This window comes from Nocardioides marinisabuli (assembly GCF_013466785.1).
In the GTDB taxonomy this organism is placed as follows: Bacteria; Actinomycetota; Actinomycetes; order Propionibacteriales; family Nocardioidaceae; genus Nocardioides; species Nocardioides marinisabuli.
In genome coordinates this window covers 723,394-737,124 of sequence record NZ_CP059163.1, presented here as the reverse complement: position 1 = coordinate 737,124, position 13,731 = coordinate 723,394, and the positions used below count along the sequence as shown (strand labels likewise).

Annotated in this window: 14 protein-coding genes and 1 tRNA gene; 7 read left to right on the top strand and 8 right to left on the bottom strand. The window is 73.8% G+C overall.

All coding sequences use genetic code 11. The features are described 5' to 3' along the window. Nucleotides 1–21: 21 nt before the first annotated feature. The 3 genes from H0S66_RS03440 to H0S66_RS03430 are packed head-to-tail and all read right to left on the bottom strand — an operon-like array spanning nt 22 to nt 4,069. Nucleotides 22–498: a GNAT family N-acetyltransferase gene (locus H0S66_RS03440; protein ID WP_179614153.1), complete on the bottom strand. Its 477-nt coding sequence runs from the start codon at nt 496–498 to the stop codon at nt 22–24. Next, nucleotides 495–2,816, bottom strand: coding sequence for a transketolase-like TK C-terminal-containing protein (locus tag H0S66_RS03435; protein ID WP_258017078.1), 2,322 nt, complete (start codon nt 2,814–2,816; stop codon nt 495–497). The genes H0S66_RS03440 and H0S66_RS03435 overlap by 4 nt, the downstream gene beginning before the upstream one ends. Before the next feature lie 23 nt (nt 2,817–2,839). Next, the gene (locus H0S66_RS03430; RefSeq protein WP_179614152.1) at nt 2,840–4,069 is read right to left on the bottom strand and encodes a trans-sulfuration enzyme family protein; all 1,230 of its coding nucleotides are present in this window, start codon (nt 4,067–4,069) and stop codon (nt 2,840–2,842) included. A gap of 72 nt (nt 4,070–4,141) precedes the next feature. On the opposite strand from H0S66_RS03430, the gene H0S66_RS03425 reads away from it, so the two are divergent. Then, nucleotides 4,142–4,669 (top strand): Lrp/AsnC family transcriptional regulator, encoded by a 528-nt coding sequence (locus H0S66_RS03425; RefSeq protein ID WP_246305104.1) that lies wholly within the window; start codon nt 4,142–4,144, stop codon nt 4,667–4,669. A gap of 10 nt (nt 4,670–4,679) precedes the next feature. Here H0S66_RS03425 and H0S66_RS03420 read toward each other — a convergent pair whose 3' ends face one another. Continuing rightward, complete coding sequence (locus H0S66_RS03420) at nt 4,680–4,880, bottom strand: hypothetical protein (protein WP_179614151.1); 201 nt, start codon at nt 4,878–4,880, stop codon at nt 4,680–4,682. 10 nt (nt 4,881–4,890) lie between these two features. After that, nucleotides 4,891–6,165 (bottom strand): GNAT family N-acetyltransferase, encoded by a 1,275-nt coding sequence (locus H0S66_RS03415; protein WP_179614150.1) that lies wholly within the window; start codon nt 6,163–6,165, stop codon nt 4,891–4,893. A 102-nt stretch (nt 6,166–6,267) separates the two neighbouring features. On the opposite strand from H0S66_RS03415, the gene H0S66_RS03410 reads away from it, so the two are divergent. Together H0S66_RS03410 and H0S66_RS03405 are read left to right on the top strand one after the other, a co-directional pair. Then, entirely contained in the window at nt 6,268–7,365 is a 1,098-nt protein-coding gene (locus H0S66_RS03410) for a DNA polymerase domain-containing protein (protein ID WP_179614149.1), read from the top strand. A 311-nt stretch (nt 7,366–7,676) separates the two neighbouring features. Then, on the top strand, nt 7,677–8,306 hold the full coding sequence (locus H0S66_RS03405; RefSeq protein WP_179614148.1) for a sulfotransferase family 2 domain-containing protein: 630 nt from the start codon (nt 7,677–7,679) through the stop codon (nt 8,304–8,306). Here H0S66_RS03405 and H0S66_RS03400 read toward each other — a convergent pair. Then, a complete protein-coding gene (locus tag H0S66_RS03400; protein ID WP_179614147.1) occupies nt 8,303–8,848 on the bottom strand; it encodes a hypothetical protein in 546 nt (181 codons plus the stop codon). The two genes, H0S66_RS03405 and H0S66_RS03400, sit on opposite strands and share 4 nt — an antisense overlap. Nucleotides 8,849–8,889: 41 nt before the next feature. Further along, a complete protein-coding gene (locus H0S66_RS03395) occupies nt 8,890–10,017 on the bottom strand; it encodes an ATP-dependent DNA ligase (RefSeq protein WP_179614146.1) in 1,128 nt (375 codons plus the stop codon). Nucleotides 10,018–10,479: 462 nt separating this feature from the next. On the opposite strand from H0S66_RS03395, the gene H0S66_RS03390 reads away from it, so the two are divergent. Further along, nucleotides 10,480–10,561 (top strand) — tRNA-Gln (locus H0S66_RS03390). A 151-nt stretch (nt 10,562–10,712) separates the two neighbouring features. Beyond that, nucleotides 10,713–11,504: a hypothetical protein gene (locus tag H0S66_RS03385; RefSeq protein WP_179614145.1), complete on the top strand. Its 792-nt coding sequence runs from the start codon at nt 10,713–10,715 to the stop codon at nt 11,502–11,504. 8 nt (nt 11,505–11,512) lie between these two features. On the opposite strand, the gene H0S66_RS03380 is transcribed toward H0S66_RS03385, so the two are convergent. After that, nucleotides 11,513–11,902, bottom strand: a complete 390-nt coding sequence (locus H0S66_RS03380) for a PaaI family thioesterase (protein WP_179614144.1) — start codon at nt 11,900–11,902, stop codon at nt 11,513–11,515. Nucleotides 11,903–12,053: 151 nt separating this feature from the next. Here H0S66_RS03380 and H0S66_RS03375 point away from each other — a divergent pair, with 151 nt between their 5' ends. Together H0S66_RS03375 and H0S66_RS03370 are read left to right on the top strand one after the other, a co-directional pair. Continuing rightward, nucleotides 12,054–13,028, top strand: a complete 975-nt coding sequence (locus H0S66_RS03375; protein ID WP_179614143.1) for an FKBP-type peptidyl-prolyl cis-trans isomerase — start codon at nt 12,054–12,056, stop codon at nt 13,026–13,028. Between the two features lie 9 nt (nt 13,029–13,037). Then, a complete protein-coding gene (locus tag H0S66_RS03370; RefSeq protein WP_179614142.1) occupies nt 13,038–13,670 on the top strand; it encodes a potassium channel family protein in 633 nt (210 codons plus the stop codon). Nucleotides 13,671–13,731 lie beyond the last annotated feature (61 nt).

Sequence of the window (13,731 nt, the reverse complement as noted above, 5' to 3'; positions counted from 1 at the left end):
CGACCCGGACCACGACCCGGCTCAGCGCTCGGGCCGCACCAGGACCTCGTACCGGACACCGGTCGGGGCGCGGAACCGCCCGACCCGCTCGAAGCCGAGTGACCGCACCACCCGCAGTGCGCGCTCGTTGAAGCCCGCCACCGTCATCCGGTACGCCGTCGGGGCGAACCGCGAGCGGCCGTACGTCAGGCCGGCGCGGATCGCCTCGCGGCCGAGGCCCTGCCCGACCAGGTCGGGGTGCAGCCCGCCGCCGGTGTCGAGCGCCGTGTCGTCGTACGCCCAGCCCGGCACCCGCCCGTCGGGGCCGAACGAGCGGAAGCCGATGAGCCGTCCGCCTGCGGTCAGCGCGTGGAACCCCGACGCGGGGTCGGCGAGCTCGTCGGGGTCGGCGTCGGTCATGTCGTAGCAGTCGTACGGCGCCGGGTAGCGCCAGGTGCACACCTCGACCGCCTGGTCGCGGGTGAGCGGGGCCAGGGCCAGCGGACCGAGCGCCGTCACTCCACCAGGCCCAGCGCCGCGTCGACGATCGCCGCCACGTCGAGGCCGTGCAGCCGGTAGGCGTCGGCGAGACCGGAGGACTGCCCGAACTCCTCGACGCCCAGGCAGCGGATCCGGTCGCCGCGTGCGCCGGCGAGGAACGACAGCGTGTGCGGGTGCCCGTCGAGCACGGTCACCAGCGGCGCCGGGGCCGAGGCGGGCAGCAGCTCGGCGAGGACGTCGCCGCCGGTGCCGCCGCCACGGCGGCCGCGCTGCTGGAAGGAGCGGAAGACCAGGTCGGGGCTGGTCAGGCAGACCACGCCGGCGCGCACGCCCTGCCCGCGCAGGCTCTCGGCCGCGGCCACCACCTCGGGCATGATCGCGCCGACGCCGACCAGCGTCACCTGCTCCTCGGTTGGCGCGTGCTCGGCGGGCAGCCGGTAGCCGCCGGCGACCGCCTGGCGGCGGCGGCGCTCGACCAGCGCCGGGTCGTCGGGCAGCTCGGCCAGCGTCGGGTCGAGGGGGCGCGTGGAGAGCCGGAAGTACGACGACGTGCCACCGGGCACCCCGACCGAGTCCATCGCGGCCAGGAAGCACCACTCCAGGTCCTGCGCGAAGGCCGGCTCCCAGGCGGTGCAGCCCGGCTGCTCCAGCCCGATCGACGGGGTGGTGATCGACTGGTGCGCGCCGCCCTCGGGGGCGAGCGTGACGCCCGAGGGGGTGCCGACCAGGATCGACTGACCGCCGGAGTAGATGCCGTAGGACCACGGCTCGAGCGCGCGCGAGACGAACGGGTCGTAGATGGTGGCGATCGGGATCAGCCGCTCGCCCCAGCGCGACCAGGTCGCGCCCAGCTCGCCGAGCAGCGAGACCAGGTTGACCTCGGCGATGCCGAGCTCGATGTGCTGGCCGTCCTGGTGCTCCGACCAGCGCAGCAGCCGCTCGGTGTCGTCGGCGAACCAGTCGCGGCGGTCCTCCACCGACCACACGCCGGCCTTGTTGATCCAGCCGCCGAGGTTGGTCGAGGAGGCCACGTCGGGGCTGCAGGTGACCACGCGCGCGGCCACCGCGGGGGCGTCGCGGTGCAGGTCGGCCAGCAGTCGGCCCAGGGCCGCCTGGGTCGAGACCGGTCGCTTGTGGGCGTGGCCCAGCGCGACCGGCACCGGGAGCGGGGTCGTCGGCGGCTGCGGCGTACGACGCAGGGCCGCGGCGCGCTGCTCGCACAGGTCGGCGGCGGCGCTGCCGGCCTCGAAGCGCGACCACGGCGCCGACCGGTCGCCGCCGGTCCGCTCGGCCAGGGCGTCCATCTGGTCGGCGGTGAGCAGCGCGGAGTGGTTGTTGGGGTGGCCCTCGGTGGGCAGCCCGCGGCCCTTGATCGTGTAGGCGAACACGACCGTGGGGCGCTGGTCGTCGACGTCGGCGAAGGTGTCGACCAGCAGGCCGAGGTCGTGGCCGCCGAGGTCGCGCACCAGCTCGGCGAGGTCGTCGGCGTCGAGCGCGTCGACCAGCTCGCGCAGCGCGGCCGACGGCGACCAGGCCTCCGAGTCGGCCAGCAGCCGCCCGGCGATCTCGTCGGTGCCGGCGCGCAGCATCCGCTGGTACTCCTCGTTGGGCATCTGCTCCAGGCGCGTGCGCAGCTCGGCGCCGCCGGGGCGCTCGAAGAGCTCGCTGATGCGGCGGCCCCACTTGATGGTGACGACCTGCCAGCCGGCGGCCTCGAACATGCCGGCCAGCCGCGCGATCTGCAGCTCGGGCACCACCCGGTCCAGCGACTGCCGGTTGACGTCGACGACCCACAGCACCTCGCCGAGGCGGGCCACCGCGGGGTCGGCCACGGCCTCCCAGATCGCGCCCTCGTCGAGCTCGGCGTCGCCGAGCAGGCTGACGAAGCGACCGGCCGGGGGAGCGTCGGCGAAGCGCGAGGCGACGTAGCGGTGCGACATCGCCGCCCACAGCGCCGCGGTCGCGCCGATGCCGACCGAGCCGGTGGAGAAGTCGACGGTGTCGGGGTCCTTGAGCCGCGAGGGGTAGGACTGCAGCCCGCCCTTGGCGCGCAGCGTCGGCAGGTAGGCCTCGTCGAGGTCGCCGAGCAGGTAGTTCAGCGCGTGCAGCACCGGCGAGGCGTGCGGCTTGACCGACACCCGGTCGTCGCGCTCGAGCTCGGCGAACCACAGCGCCACCATGATGTCGACCATCGAGGCCGACGAGGCCTGGTGGCCGCCGACCTTGACCCCGCTGTCGTTGGGACGCCCCGCGTTGGCGGCGTCGACGATCGAGGTGGCCAGCCACAGCACGCGGCGCGAGACCTCGCGGAGCAGGGCAGGGTCGGGCGTGGTCACTCGGACTCCTCCGGTGGGGGTGGTCAGACGCCGACGGTCTGGCGGGTCTGGTCGCTCGGGCGCCACTGTGCCACTGAGGGCGCCGTGGGGGTGCCCACCCCGACGGCGGCCAGCCCGGCGGTGAGGTCGTCGAGCAGGTCGAGCGGGTCCTCCAGCCCGACCGAGAGCCGTACGACGCCCGCGCCGGGTCGCGCGTGGGCGGCGACGGGGCGGTGGGTCAGCGCCGCGGGGTGCTGGACCAGCGAGTCGACGCCGCCCAGCGACACCGCGTGGGTGAACAGCGAGACCGACGAGGTGAGCCGGGCGGCGGCGTCGTACCCGCCGTGCAGGGTGATGGCGACCATCGCGCCGGGGCCGCGCATCTGGGTGCCGACGAGGCCCCGCGGGTCGTCGAGGCCGGGGTAGTGCACGGTCGCGACCTCGTCGCGGCCCTGGAGGAACTCGACGAGCCGACGGGCGCCGTCCTGCTGGGCGCGCACCCGCAGCGGCAGGGTGGCCAGGCCGCGGTGCAGCAGGTAGGCGCCGAGCGGGTGCAGGATGCCGCCGGTCACCGCGCGCACCTGGCGCAGCCCGTTGGCGGTCTCCTCGTCGCAGGCGATCACGCCGCCGACCACGTCGCCGTGGCCGCCGAGGTACTTGGTGGCGCTGTGCAGCGCCATCGCGGCGCCGTGGTCGAGCGGGTTCTGCAGCACCGGGGTGGCGAAGGTGTTGTCGACCAGCACCGGCACGTCGCCGGCGGCGGCCACGGCCGCGGCGATGTCGAGCAGCTCCAGCGTCGGGTTCGCGGGCGTCTCCACGACGACCAGGGCGGTGTCGGGGCGCACCGTGGCGGCGATCTGGGACTCGGTGCACCAGGAGACCTCGGTGCCCAGCAGGCCGGTGGAGAGCAGGTGGTCGGTGCCGCCGTACATCGGGCGGACCGCGACCACGTGGCGCTTGCCGGTCAGCATCGTGCGCGAGAGCACCGCGGCCGACATGGCGGCCATGCCGGAGGCGAAGGCGACCGCCGACTCGGCGTGCTCGAGGGTGGCCAGCGCGGTCTCGAAGCGGGCCACGGTCGGGTTCCACAGCCGCTGGTAGACGTGGCCGCCCTCGGTGGGGTGCCCTCCGGTGGCCATCGACTCGTAGGACTCGCCGCCGGTGTCGAGGTCGGGCAGCGGGTTGGTGGAGGAGAGGTCCAGCGGCAGCGCGTGCACGCCGAGGCTGGTCAGGTCGTCGCGGCCGCTGTGCACGGCGAGGGAGTCGAGGCGCATGCAGGGAGTCTCGCTGAGAAGTCACCGTACGAGCGCCCTCGCTGTCGAAGACGTAGCCTAAGGAGGCTTCGGTTGCAGAAGAAGCAGGACCACCCGCCTCCTGAGGAGCTCGCGTTGCCTGGATCACAACCCGCTGACCGGGGCGCCCCCGGCCTGGACTCCCTCGACCTCGACATCCTGCGCGCGCTGGGCGCCGACGGACGGCTGACCAACAAGGCGCTCGCCTCGCGGCTGGGGGTGGCCGAGTCGACCTGTGCCTACCGGGTGCGCTCGTTGCGCGACCGCGGCGTCATCGTCGGCACCAGCGTGCAGGTCGACGTCGCCTCGCTGGGCTTCCCGCTGCAGGCGGTCATCAAGGTGCGCCTGGGCAGCCACGACCAGCAGCACGTCACGACGCTGTACGACGCCCTGGTCGAGGCGCCGGGCGTCCTGCAGGCGCTGCACGTGGCCGGCGAGGACGACTTCCACCTGCTGGTCGCCGTCGCCGACCCCGAGGCGCTGCGCGACCTGGTGCTCGAGCACGTCACCGTGCACCCGGTGGTGCGCTCGACCGAGACCCAGCTGGTCTTCGAGCGGCGCAAGGGCCGCGGCGTGCTCTGACCGGCGAGGCTCAGTCGGCCGACGACGTACGCCCGGCGAGCCAGTCGTGCAGCGCCGGCCCGTCGACCTCGACGCGCTCCATCTCCTCGCCGCCGTCGCAGGTCAGCAGCGCCACGGTGGTGCGCTCGGGGGTGGAGACGACCACCTGCCAGTGCCCGCCGCGGCGGGCCCACTCCTCCAGCGGGGCCTGCGGTGACGGGTCGGGCGCCATCAGGACCCCGTCAGAACCCGGTGGTGCACCACGGCGTCGGTCCGCCGTCGGCCATCGCCGCGAAGGTGCCGGCCGCGGCGCCGGTGACCCGGCCGACGGCGGCCAGCGGTGCCACGTCGACGTCGCCGAGGTAGAGGTGGCCCAGGGTCTCGGCGGAGAGCCGCACGTCGGCCGCGTCGTCGGTGCGCCGCACGGTCGCGGCGCCAGCGCTGGTGGTGACCCGCCAGCGCCCGGCGGTGTGGCCGAGGTCGTCGTCGACCTCGAGCACCACGTCTCCGTCGGCGCTCCACGGGCGGGCCTCCAGGGCCACCGGGAGGTCGAGCACCCGCACCCACAGCGTGTCGTGCAGGGCCGTGGTCGTCACGACCCGCGGGTCGACGAGCGCGACCTCCAGGACGTCGAGCAGCGGGCTGCGGCCCCAGCGGACCTTCTCGACGAGGTCGATGTCGGCGACGAAGCGCCACAGCCGCAGGTACGCCGTCGTGGTGTCGGCGGCCAGGTCGACCAGCTCGACCGCAGCGTCCTTGCGGTGGTCGCCGTTGTGCTTGAAGAGGGCGTAGCCGTCGACGGCGCCGGCGGGGTCGAGGTGCAGCACCGCGCGCAGCATCTTGTCGGGAGCACCCTTGTCCCAGTCGTACTCGCCGGTCAGGAACATCTCGTAGAACGAGGGCCGGCTGACCGCGCCGCGGGTGCGCCCGAGGTGGCGCTCGAAGACCGCGCGCACGTGCGGCCACGCCTCGGTCGGCTCGGCCATCTCCAGGCTGCCGGGGTCGTCGAGGTCGCGCAGCCCGAAGCGGGGGCCCGTGTCGATCTCGACGCGGCGCCCGCGCACGGCGGGGCCGAAGCCGAAGCGGCCGTAGATGGAGCCCTCGGTCGCGGTCAACGCCGCCACCGGACGGCCCTGCGCGACCGCGTGGTCGAGGTCCTCGGTCATCAGCCGGCGCAGCAGGCCCTGGCGACGGTGGGTGGGGGCGACGGTGACGTCGCTGATCATGTGCAGCCCGAGCGTGCGGCCGCCGCCGACGTTGAGCTCGCCGGCCCAGCTGGCGAAGGTGCCGACCGGCAGCGTGCCGTCGGCGACCCGGGCGGTGGGCCAGGCGCCGCGCACCACCGCCCCGTCGCGCCCCGCGTGCTTGCGCCAGCGGTCGAACTCGGCCTGGTCGTTGCGGCCGTCGTGGAAGCCGCGGGCCAGGCCCTCCAACCAGCCCCGCAGCAGCGCGGCGTCGGCGCCCTCGTCGCCGGGCTCGAGGGTGCGGAAGGTCAGGTCGGCGTACGGCTCACTCACCCCGACACCCTAGGAGCAGCCCCACCCACCCCTCCACGCGATATCCCGCCGAGCCGGCTCTTTCGAACCGGCCGGGTCGCGGCGGCGGCCTAGGGTGGGCGCATGGCGAAGGCGAGCGCGGCCGAGGTGCAGGCGGGCGGGCGCGCGGTGCGCGTCTCGAGCCCCGACCGGGTGATCTACGAGGCGACCCGGCACACGCCCGAGGTGACCAAGCTGATGGTCGCCGAGTACGTCGCCTCGGTCGAGGACGGGCTGATGCGTGCGCTCCGGGACCGCCCGACCGCCCTGGAGCGCTGGCCCTCGGGGGTGCGCGAGGGGATGCGCCTGGCGACCGGCCCGCAGGACTCCAAGGCCGACGCGTTCTACCAGAAGCGGGTGCCCAGGGGGGCGCCCGACTACCTGGAGACCGCGACCGTCACCTTCCCCTCCGGTCGCACCGCCGACGAGATCTGCCCGACCGAGATCGCGGTGCCGGTGTGGGCCGCCCACATGGGCACCCTGACCTTCCACCCCTGGCCCGTGCGCCGCACCGACGACCCGGCCAGCCTCGACCACCCCGACGAGCTGCGCATCGACCTCGACCCGCAGCCCGGCACCACCTTCGCCGACGCGGTGCGGGTGGCCGGCGTGGCCCGTGAGCTGCTCGCCGAGCTCGGGCTGACGGCGTACGCGAAGACGTCGGGCAACCGCGGCGTGCACGTCTACGTGCGGATCGAGCCGCGCTGGGAGTTCACCGACGTGCGGCACGCCGCGATCGGCTTCGGCCGGGCGCTGGAGCGCCGCGACGACCAGGTGACCACGGCGTGGTGGAAGGAGGAGCGGGGGGAGCGGATCTTCGTCGACTACAACCAGAACTGCCGCGACCGCACCATCGCCTCGGCGTACTCGCTGCGCCCGCTGCCCGGCGCCCCGGTCTCCACCCCGCTGGCGTGGGCCGACCTGGCGCAGGTCGACGACCCGCGCGGCCTGAACCTCTTCACCGTGCCCGAGCGGCTCGCCGACAGCGGTGACCCGTGGGCCGGCATCGACGACGAGGCGTTCTCGATCCAGCCGCTGCTCGACCTCTACGAGGAGCTGCCCGGGGGCGAGATGCCCTACCCGCCGGACCACCCGAAGATGCCGGGGGAGCCGCCGCGCGTGCAGCCGAGCAAGAAGGTGGCCGAGCACTGGGACGCCGAGGGCAACCGCGTCGAGGACTGAACCGCTCGAGGGCCGAAATCGAGAGGGCCCGCCCGGCGGAGTCTCAGCTGCACCGGACGGGCTCCCGTCTCTGCGTCCGAGTCTCCCCCCGGATTCTCGGACGCGATGGTCGGTCGGGGTGAGTCCGCGTTCCCCCCAGAATCGCGGCGTACCCCCCGGTCCGACCGGGGAGGTCGCCCCCCGGCGACCTCGTGCCCCAACACTAGGAGGAGATCCGCCGGAGTGGGTGCACGCGTCATCCACAATCGGTCCAGGGTTTGGTAACACCGAGGGGCCCCGCGGGTGAGGGGAGCCGCTGGTACTTTGCGCGCATGATGGTCTCGCACTCCTCCCGGGTGCTGTTCGTGCACGTGCAGAAGACCGGTGGGATCACCATCGACCGGATGCTGCAGGAGGCGCTGCCCGACTTCGAGTTCCTGCCCGGGCTGGGGGGTGGGCGCCACGCCCGGCTGGGCCCGGCGCTGCGCACCTACCCCGAGCTGTCGGAGTACTTCATCTTCGGGTTCGTCCGCAATCCGTGGGCCCGTCTCTACTCGTGGTGGGCGATGATCAAGCGCGCCGAGGCCGACGCTGCCGCCGGGGTCGAGAAGGCCGCCAACCAGATGGACCACAACCGGCTGTGGAAGCGGGTGCTCGCGACCTGCCCCGACTTCGAGGCGTTCGTGCTGCGCGGCACCCAGGAGCAGCGCGAGCTGCAGCGCACCCAGATCAGCTACCTGCGCGCCAAGCAGCGCGAGGCCGACTTCATCGGCCGCCAGGAGCGCTTCGACGCCGACCTCCACGAGGTCTTCGACCGGCTCGGCCTGGCCTGGCCCGGCACCACCGTGCACGCCAACACCGGCCCCAACGCCGACTACCGCCAGCACTACTCCGAGGAGATGCGCGACCGGGTCGCCGAGGTGTTCGCCGCCGACCTCCAGCGCTTCGGCTACGAGTTCTAGGCGCCGCTGATCCCCTCGGGCCCGCCGGCCTGCTCCTCGAAGGTCTCGTGCTCGAGCAGGTGCAGGACCGGCACGCCCAGCTTGCGCCGGGCCTGCGAGGTCCAGTCGAGGTGGAAGAACTCGGCGACCACGTGGGGCCGGGTCAGCACGATGGCCTCGCGGCCGTCGACGGCAGCGACCTCGGCGGCCAGCGCGTCGACCGGCGGCTCGGTGATGATGCGCCCGGTCGCCTCGGCGTGCGCGTGGCGCAGGTGCTCGAGGGTCGTGTGCAGCTCGGCCTGCGAGCGCTCGAGGCAGTCCTTGCGCACCGCGTCGAGGTCGATCTCCGACATCGTCATCGCCGGCGAGGCCAGCATCTCCCCGCCCGACAGCGAGCCCATGGCGGCCTCGACACGCGCGGCGGCGTCCTCGAGGGGCAGCAGCACGTGGTACCGGACCCGCTCGCCCTCCTCGGCCAGCTCGGCGTGCAGCGAGCGCACCTGGACGGCGTCGGAGGCGCTCAGCGCCTTCTCGATCAGCAGTACGACGTCGTAGTCGGCCATGGGCCCATCCTAGTCCCGCCGGGGGCCCGGCGGGGGGAGCCTCAGCCCCGGCCGAGGACCTCGCCGAGGTCGTAGCCCACGACCTGGTCGAGCTGCTCGTAGCCGCAGGAGGCCGGGTCGCGGTCGTCGCGCCAGCGCTTGAAGTGGGCGGTGTGGCGGAAGCGGCGACCCTCCATGTGGTCGTACTTGACCTCGATCACCCGCTCGGGGCGCAGCGGCACGAACGAGAGGTCCTTGCCGGCGCTCCACCGGCTCTGGGTGCCCGGCACCCGGTCGGGGTTGGCGATCGCGCCCTCGTGCCAGCGCGCCCACGGGTGCTCCTCGATCGGGCAGGCGAGCGGCGAGAGCTCCTCCCACAGCTCGGCGCGTCGCTTCTCGGTGAAGCTGGCGCTCACCCCGATGTGCTGCAGCACCGGGCCGTCGTCGCCCTCGGTCCACAGCCCCAGCAGGAGGCTGCCCAGCAGCGGCCGCTCGGGGGTGGAGGTCTTGTGCTCGCGCATCCCGGCCAGCACCACGTCGGCGGTGCGCTCGTGCTTGATCTTCAGCATCGTGCGCGCGTTCTCGGCGTACGCCGCGTCGAGCGGCTTGGCCACCACGCCGTCCAGCCCGGCGCCCTCGAACTGCTCCAGCCACTGCTCGGCCACCGCCGGGTCGGTGGTGGTGCGGGTCAGGTGGCACGGCCCGCCCGCGCCGGGGTCGGAGAGGTGCCCCAGCGCCTCCTCGAGGGCGGCGCGGCGCTCGGCGAAGGGCCGGTCGACGTACGACTCGTCGCCCAGGGCGAGCAGGTCGAAGGCCACGAACCCCGCCGGGGTCTTCTCGGAGAGCATGTCGACGCGCGAGGCGGCGGGGTGGATGCGCTCCTGCAGCACCTCGAACTCCAGGCGCTGGCCGCCGTCGGGGGTGGGCAGCGCGACGAACACCTCGCCGTCGAGCACGCAGCGCTCGGGCAGCTGCTCGCGCGCGGCGACCACGAGCTCGGGGAAGTAGCGGGTCAGCGGCTTGGTGTTGCGGCTGGTCAGCTCGACCTCGTCGCCGTCCTTGAAGACCAGGCAGCGGAAGCCGTCCCACTTCGGCTCGAAGGACAGCCCGCCGTGCTTGGCGGGATCGGGCACGCCCTTGACGGACTTGGCGAGCATCGGCCGCACCGGCGGCATCACGGGCAGGTCCACGCCCCGACCATAGACCCGCGCGCCCCCACCCCCGGGGCGTCGCGTCGTCCGCCCTGCCCGACCCCGGTGGCTGGTGCGGTCGTGGCGGGGTCAGTGGTGGCACGCCCACGCCCTCGTGGGGCAACGCAGTGAGGAGACGATGTGGCTCACCGGACGGCACGTGGTGCACGCGTCCCGGTGGGGGAGCGCCAGCTGCGATCGCAGCAGTGTGGTGCGGGTGGACCCGCGGGGCCGGGCCGTGGTGCTGGTGCTGGACGCGCCGGCGCAGCGGCGTCCGTGCCCGCGGCCGTGGCGGTCGCGGGGCCGTCGTCCGGCACCCGACGTCATCCGGTTCGCCTGTGCCGACACCGGGCACCGCGCCGAGGATCTCGCCAGGTGGATCGAGGTCGAGCTGCTCGGCTCCCCGAGACGCCGAGGCGACCGCTCCCGTCGACGATCAGGGCCTTAGGGTGGTGGCCGCATTCCCCGGTTGGTCTGCCGGCAGGGCCCGCCTGACTTTGAATCAGGACTAGCGACGTAGGTTCGACTCCTACCCGGGGAGCCACGCACCCAGGACGACGAGCAGGTCAGGCTCCGCGCTCAGGGACGGTCCGCTGGACCGGACGACGTCGCGCCGGTGCTCGTACGGCAAAGACCCCACGGTGCGCGCTGTCCGCCTCTACGGTGGACGTCCGCCCCCGAACGAACGGTCGCCCATGGTTCTGCCCGCTGTGTCCTCCTGGCGCCTCGGTGCGCTGCTCACCTGCCTGGTCGTGGCGGTCTCGGCGCTGCAGGTCCCCGCCGCGCACGCCACCCAGGACCCGGTGGTCCGGGGCCGGTTCCTGGCGCACAGCTCCTCGGGAGTGGCGTTGTGCGTGATGGACTGCCTGCAGCCCGGTCACCCGATGCCGTTGGGGTTGTGGGACGACCCGGGCTACTACGAGATGGAGGTGCGCTCGCGCACCGGCCGGTTCTCCTCCCCGACCGGGGTGGCTCCGGGCACCTACCGCCTGTACTACAACGGCTACCCGTACACCAACGAGGGCGGGTACGGGTACCTGAGGTTGCGCGAGGACGGCTTCTACGAGCACACCGACTCCTTCGAGGAGGCGGTCGTGGTCACTGTCGAGGAGGGCGAGGAGGACGTGGACCTGGGGGTCTTCGACACCCAGTACGCGGGCCCGGCCAGCGCGACGGTGAACAGCACGGGTCCGACGCGGGCGAAGGGCTACGGCGGCGAGATGCGTGAGGCGTCGGTGCGGATGGTGGCCAAGGAGCTGCCGCAGGGCAGCAGGGTCGTGATCAAGTCCTACGGCTGCGGGGAGCGGCAGACCGTCACGCGGTACGCCGTCGAGGGGTCCACGAAGTTCACGTGGCGCGACAAGCGGGCCTACCGGCACTACGGCAAGTCCATCCGGCTGGTGGCGACGATCAAGTTCGCGGACGGCAGGAAGCGGGTCGCGTACAGGACCACCCGGTCGGTGAAGTCGTTCGGCTGGTCCTGCTGACGTCCCCTTCAGCCCCGCGAGATCACCGCGTGCGTGCCGGTGGCTCGGGCGATGACCCGGCCGGCCTGGGTGATCTCGCCCTGGGTGGTGCAGATGCGGCCGCCCAGGCTCGTGCAGGTCGCGGTGCACACCAGCGGCTGCCCGGCCACCCCGGCCTTGAGGAACTGCGCGTTGAGCTGCACGTGCGGGGCGACCATGCCCTCGGGCCCGGCGGCGTGGACCGCCCAGCCGGTGGCGCTGTCGAGCAGCGCGCTGAGGTAGCCGCCGTGCAGGATGCCGCCGCCGTTGAGGTGCTCGGGGCCGGGGTCGGCCTCGACGACCGCGCCGTCGGCGTCGGCGCGCACCACCCGGAAGCCGAGGTGGGCTGAGAACGGTCCGGGGTCCCCGACGGCAGTCATGGGCACACCGTAGGTGACCGTCGGCACCGCCGGCCGACCCCGTCCGGGCCCGCCTGCGGCCCGGTGTGGGGCGGCGACGTAGGTTCGTGCCCTGCCCGGGGACCGGACCGCCGTGTCCGGCCCCCACCCAGCCCCCGATGTGGAGAAGCCCGTGCTCCGACGCTCTCGTCCCGTGGCCGCCCTGTGCGCCGTCGTCCTGCTGTCCGCCCTGACGGCCTGTGGCTCCGACCCGGAGGAGGGGACGGCCGACGAGGCCGGCTCGGCCACCGGCGAGCTGTCCGAGGTGAGCTTCACCGGCGAGGTGGGCGAGGGCCTCACCGCCGAGTGGAGCGCCGCCGTCGAGCAGCCGGAGGAGACCAGGGTGGAGACGCTGGTCGCCGGCGACGGCGAGGAGGTCGCCGAGGGCGACACGGTGACCGCCTACCTCTACGTCGGCAACGGCAGCACCCAGGAGGACGTGTTCAGCGACTACGACAACGGCGCGCCCGAGTCGATCCCCAACGACGAGCAGGTCGGCGAGGTCTTCCTCGAGATGATGGACGGCGCGACGTACGGCTCGCGGGTCGTGGCGGTGACCACCCCCACCGACCTCCTCGGTGAGTCCGCCGAGAGCAACTCGCTCGGCCTCGGGCTCGACGACAGCGTCGTGGTCGTGATGGACCTGGTGGAGAAGCAGGAGACCTCCCCGACCCCCTCGAGCGACGAGGCCGAGGACGCCTCGCCCGACAGCCAGCCCACCGTCGAGAGCAAGGGCGGCGACCCCGTCGGCCTCGACTTCTCCGGCCTCGAGGAGCCCGCGCTCGACGCTCCCGTGCAGCGCCTGGTGATCGAGGAGGGCGACGGCGAGCCGGTGACGGCCTCCGACACCGTGACCGTCGACTACCTCGGTGCGGTCTACGACGCGGACGCCCCCTTCGACGAGAGCTACTCGCGCGGCGAGCCGCTGGTCTCCCCGCTCAGCGGCCTGATCCCCGGCTGGAGCATCGGTCTCGACGGCGTGCCGGTCGGCAGCCGGGTGCTGCTGCAGATCCCGCCGGCCTACGGCTACGGCACCCAGGGCAGCCCGCCGAACATCCCCGGCAACGCCACCTTGTGGTTCCTCATCGACGTGGTCGCCGCGGAGTAGCCCCCGCCGATGAGCCGCGTCGAGCGCTGGGAGCGCCGCTCCGAGGTGCCGCTGATCCTGCTGGCGCTGGCCTTCCTGGTCGCCTACGCCTGGCCGGTGCTCGACCCGGGCCTCGACGCCGACGTGGCCACCGTCCTGGGCGTGGTCTCCTACGCCGTGTGGGTCGCCTTCGCGATCGACCTCGGCGTGCGCCTGGTGCTGGCCGACGACGCCCGCGCCTACGCGCTGCGCCACTGGTACGACGTCGCGCTGGTCGCCCTGCCGCTGCTCCGCCCGCTGCGGCTGCTGCGCCTGCTCACCCTGGTGCGGATGCTCGACCGCTCCGCGGCCTCCTCGCTGGCCGGGCGGGTGCTCGTCTACGTGTCGGGCGCCTCGGCCCTCGCGGTCGGGCTCGGGGCCCTGGCCGCGCTCGACGCCGAGCGCTACGCGGCCGGCGCCAACCTGACGTCGTACGGCGACTCGCTGTGGTGGGCGGCCACCACGGTGACCACCGTCGGCTACGGCGACCACTACCCGGTCACCACCGAGGGCCGGTTCGTGGCGGTGGCGCTGATGCTGGTGGGCATCGGGCTCGTCGGTGCGGTGACCGCCTCGGTGGCCACCTGGATCCTCGGCCACGTCGCCGAGGACCGCGTTGGCTGAGCCGGGTTCACCTCCGGGCTCTACAGTGAGCCCGCTCCCCCCTGCGCTGATCCATCCTGAT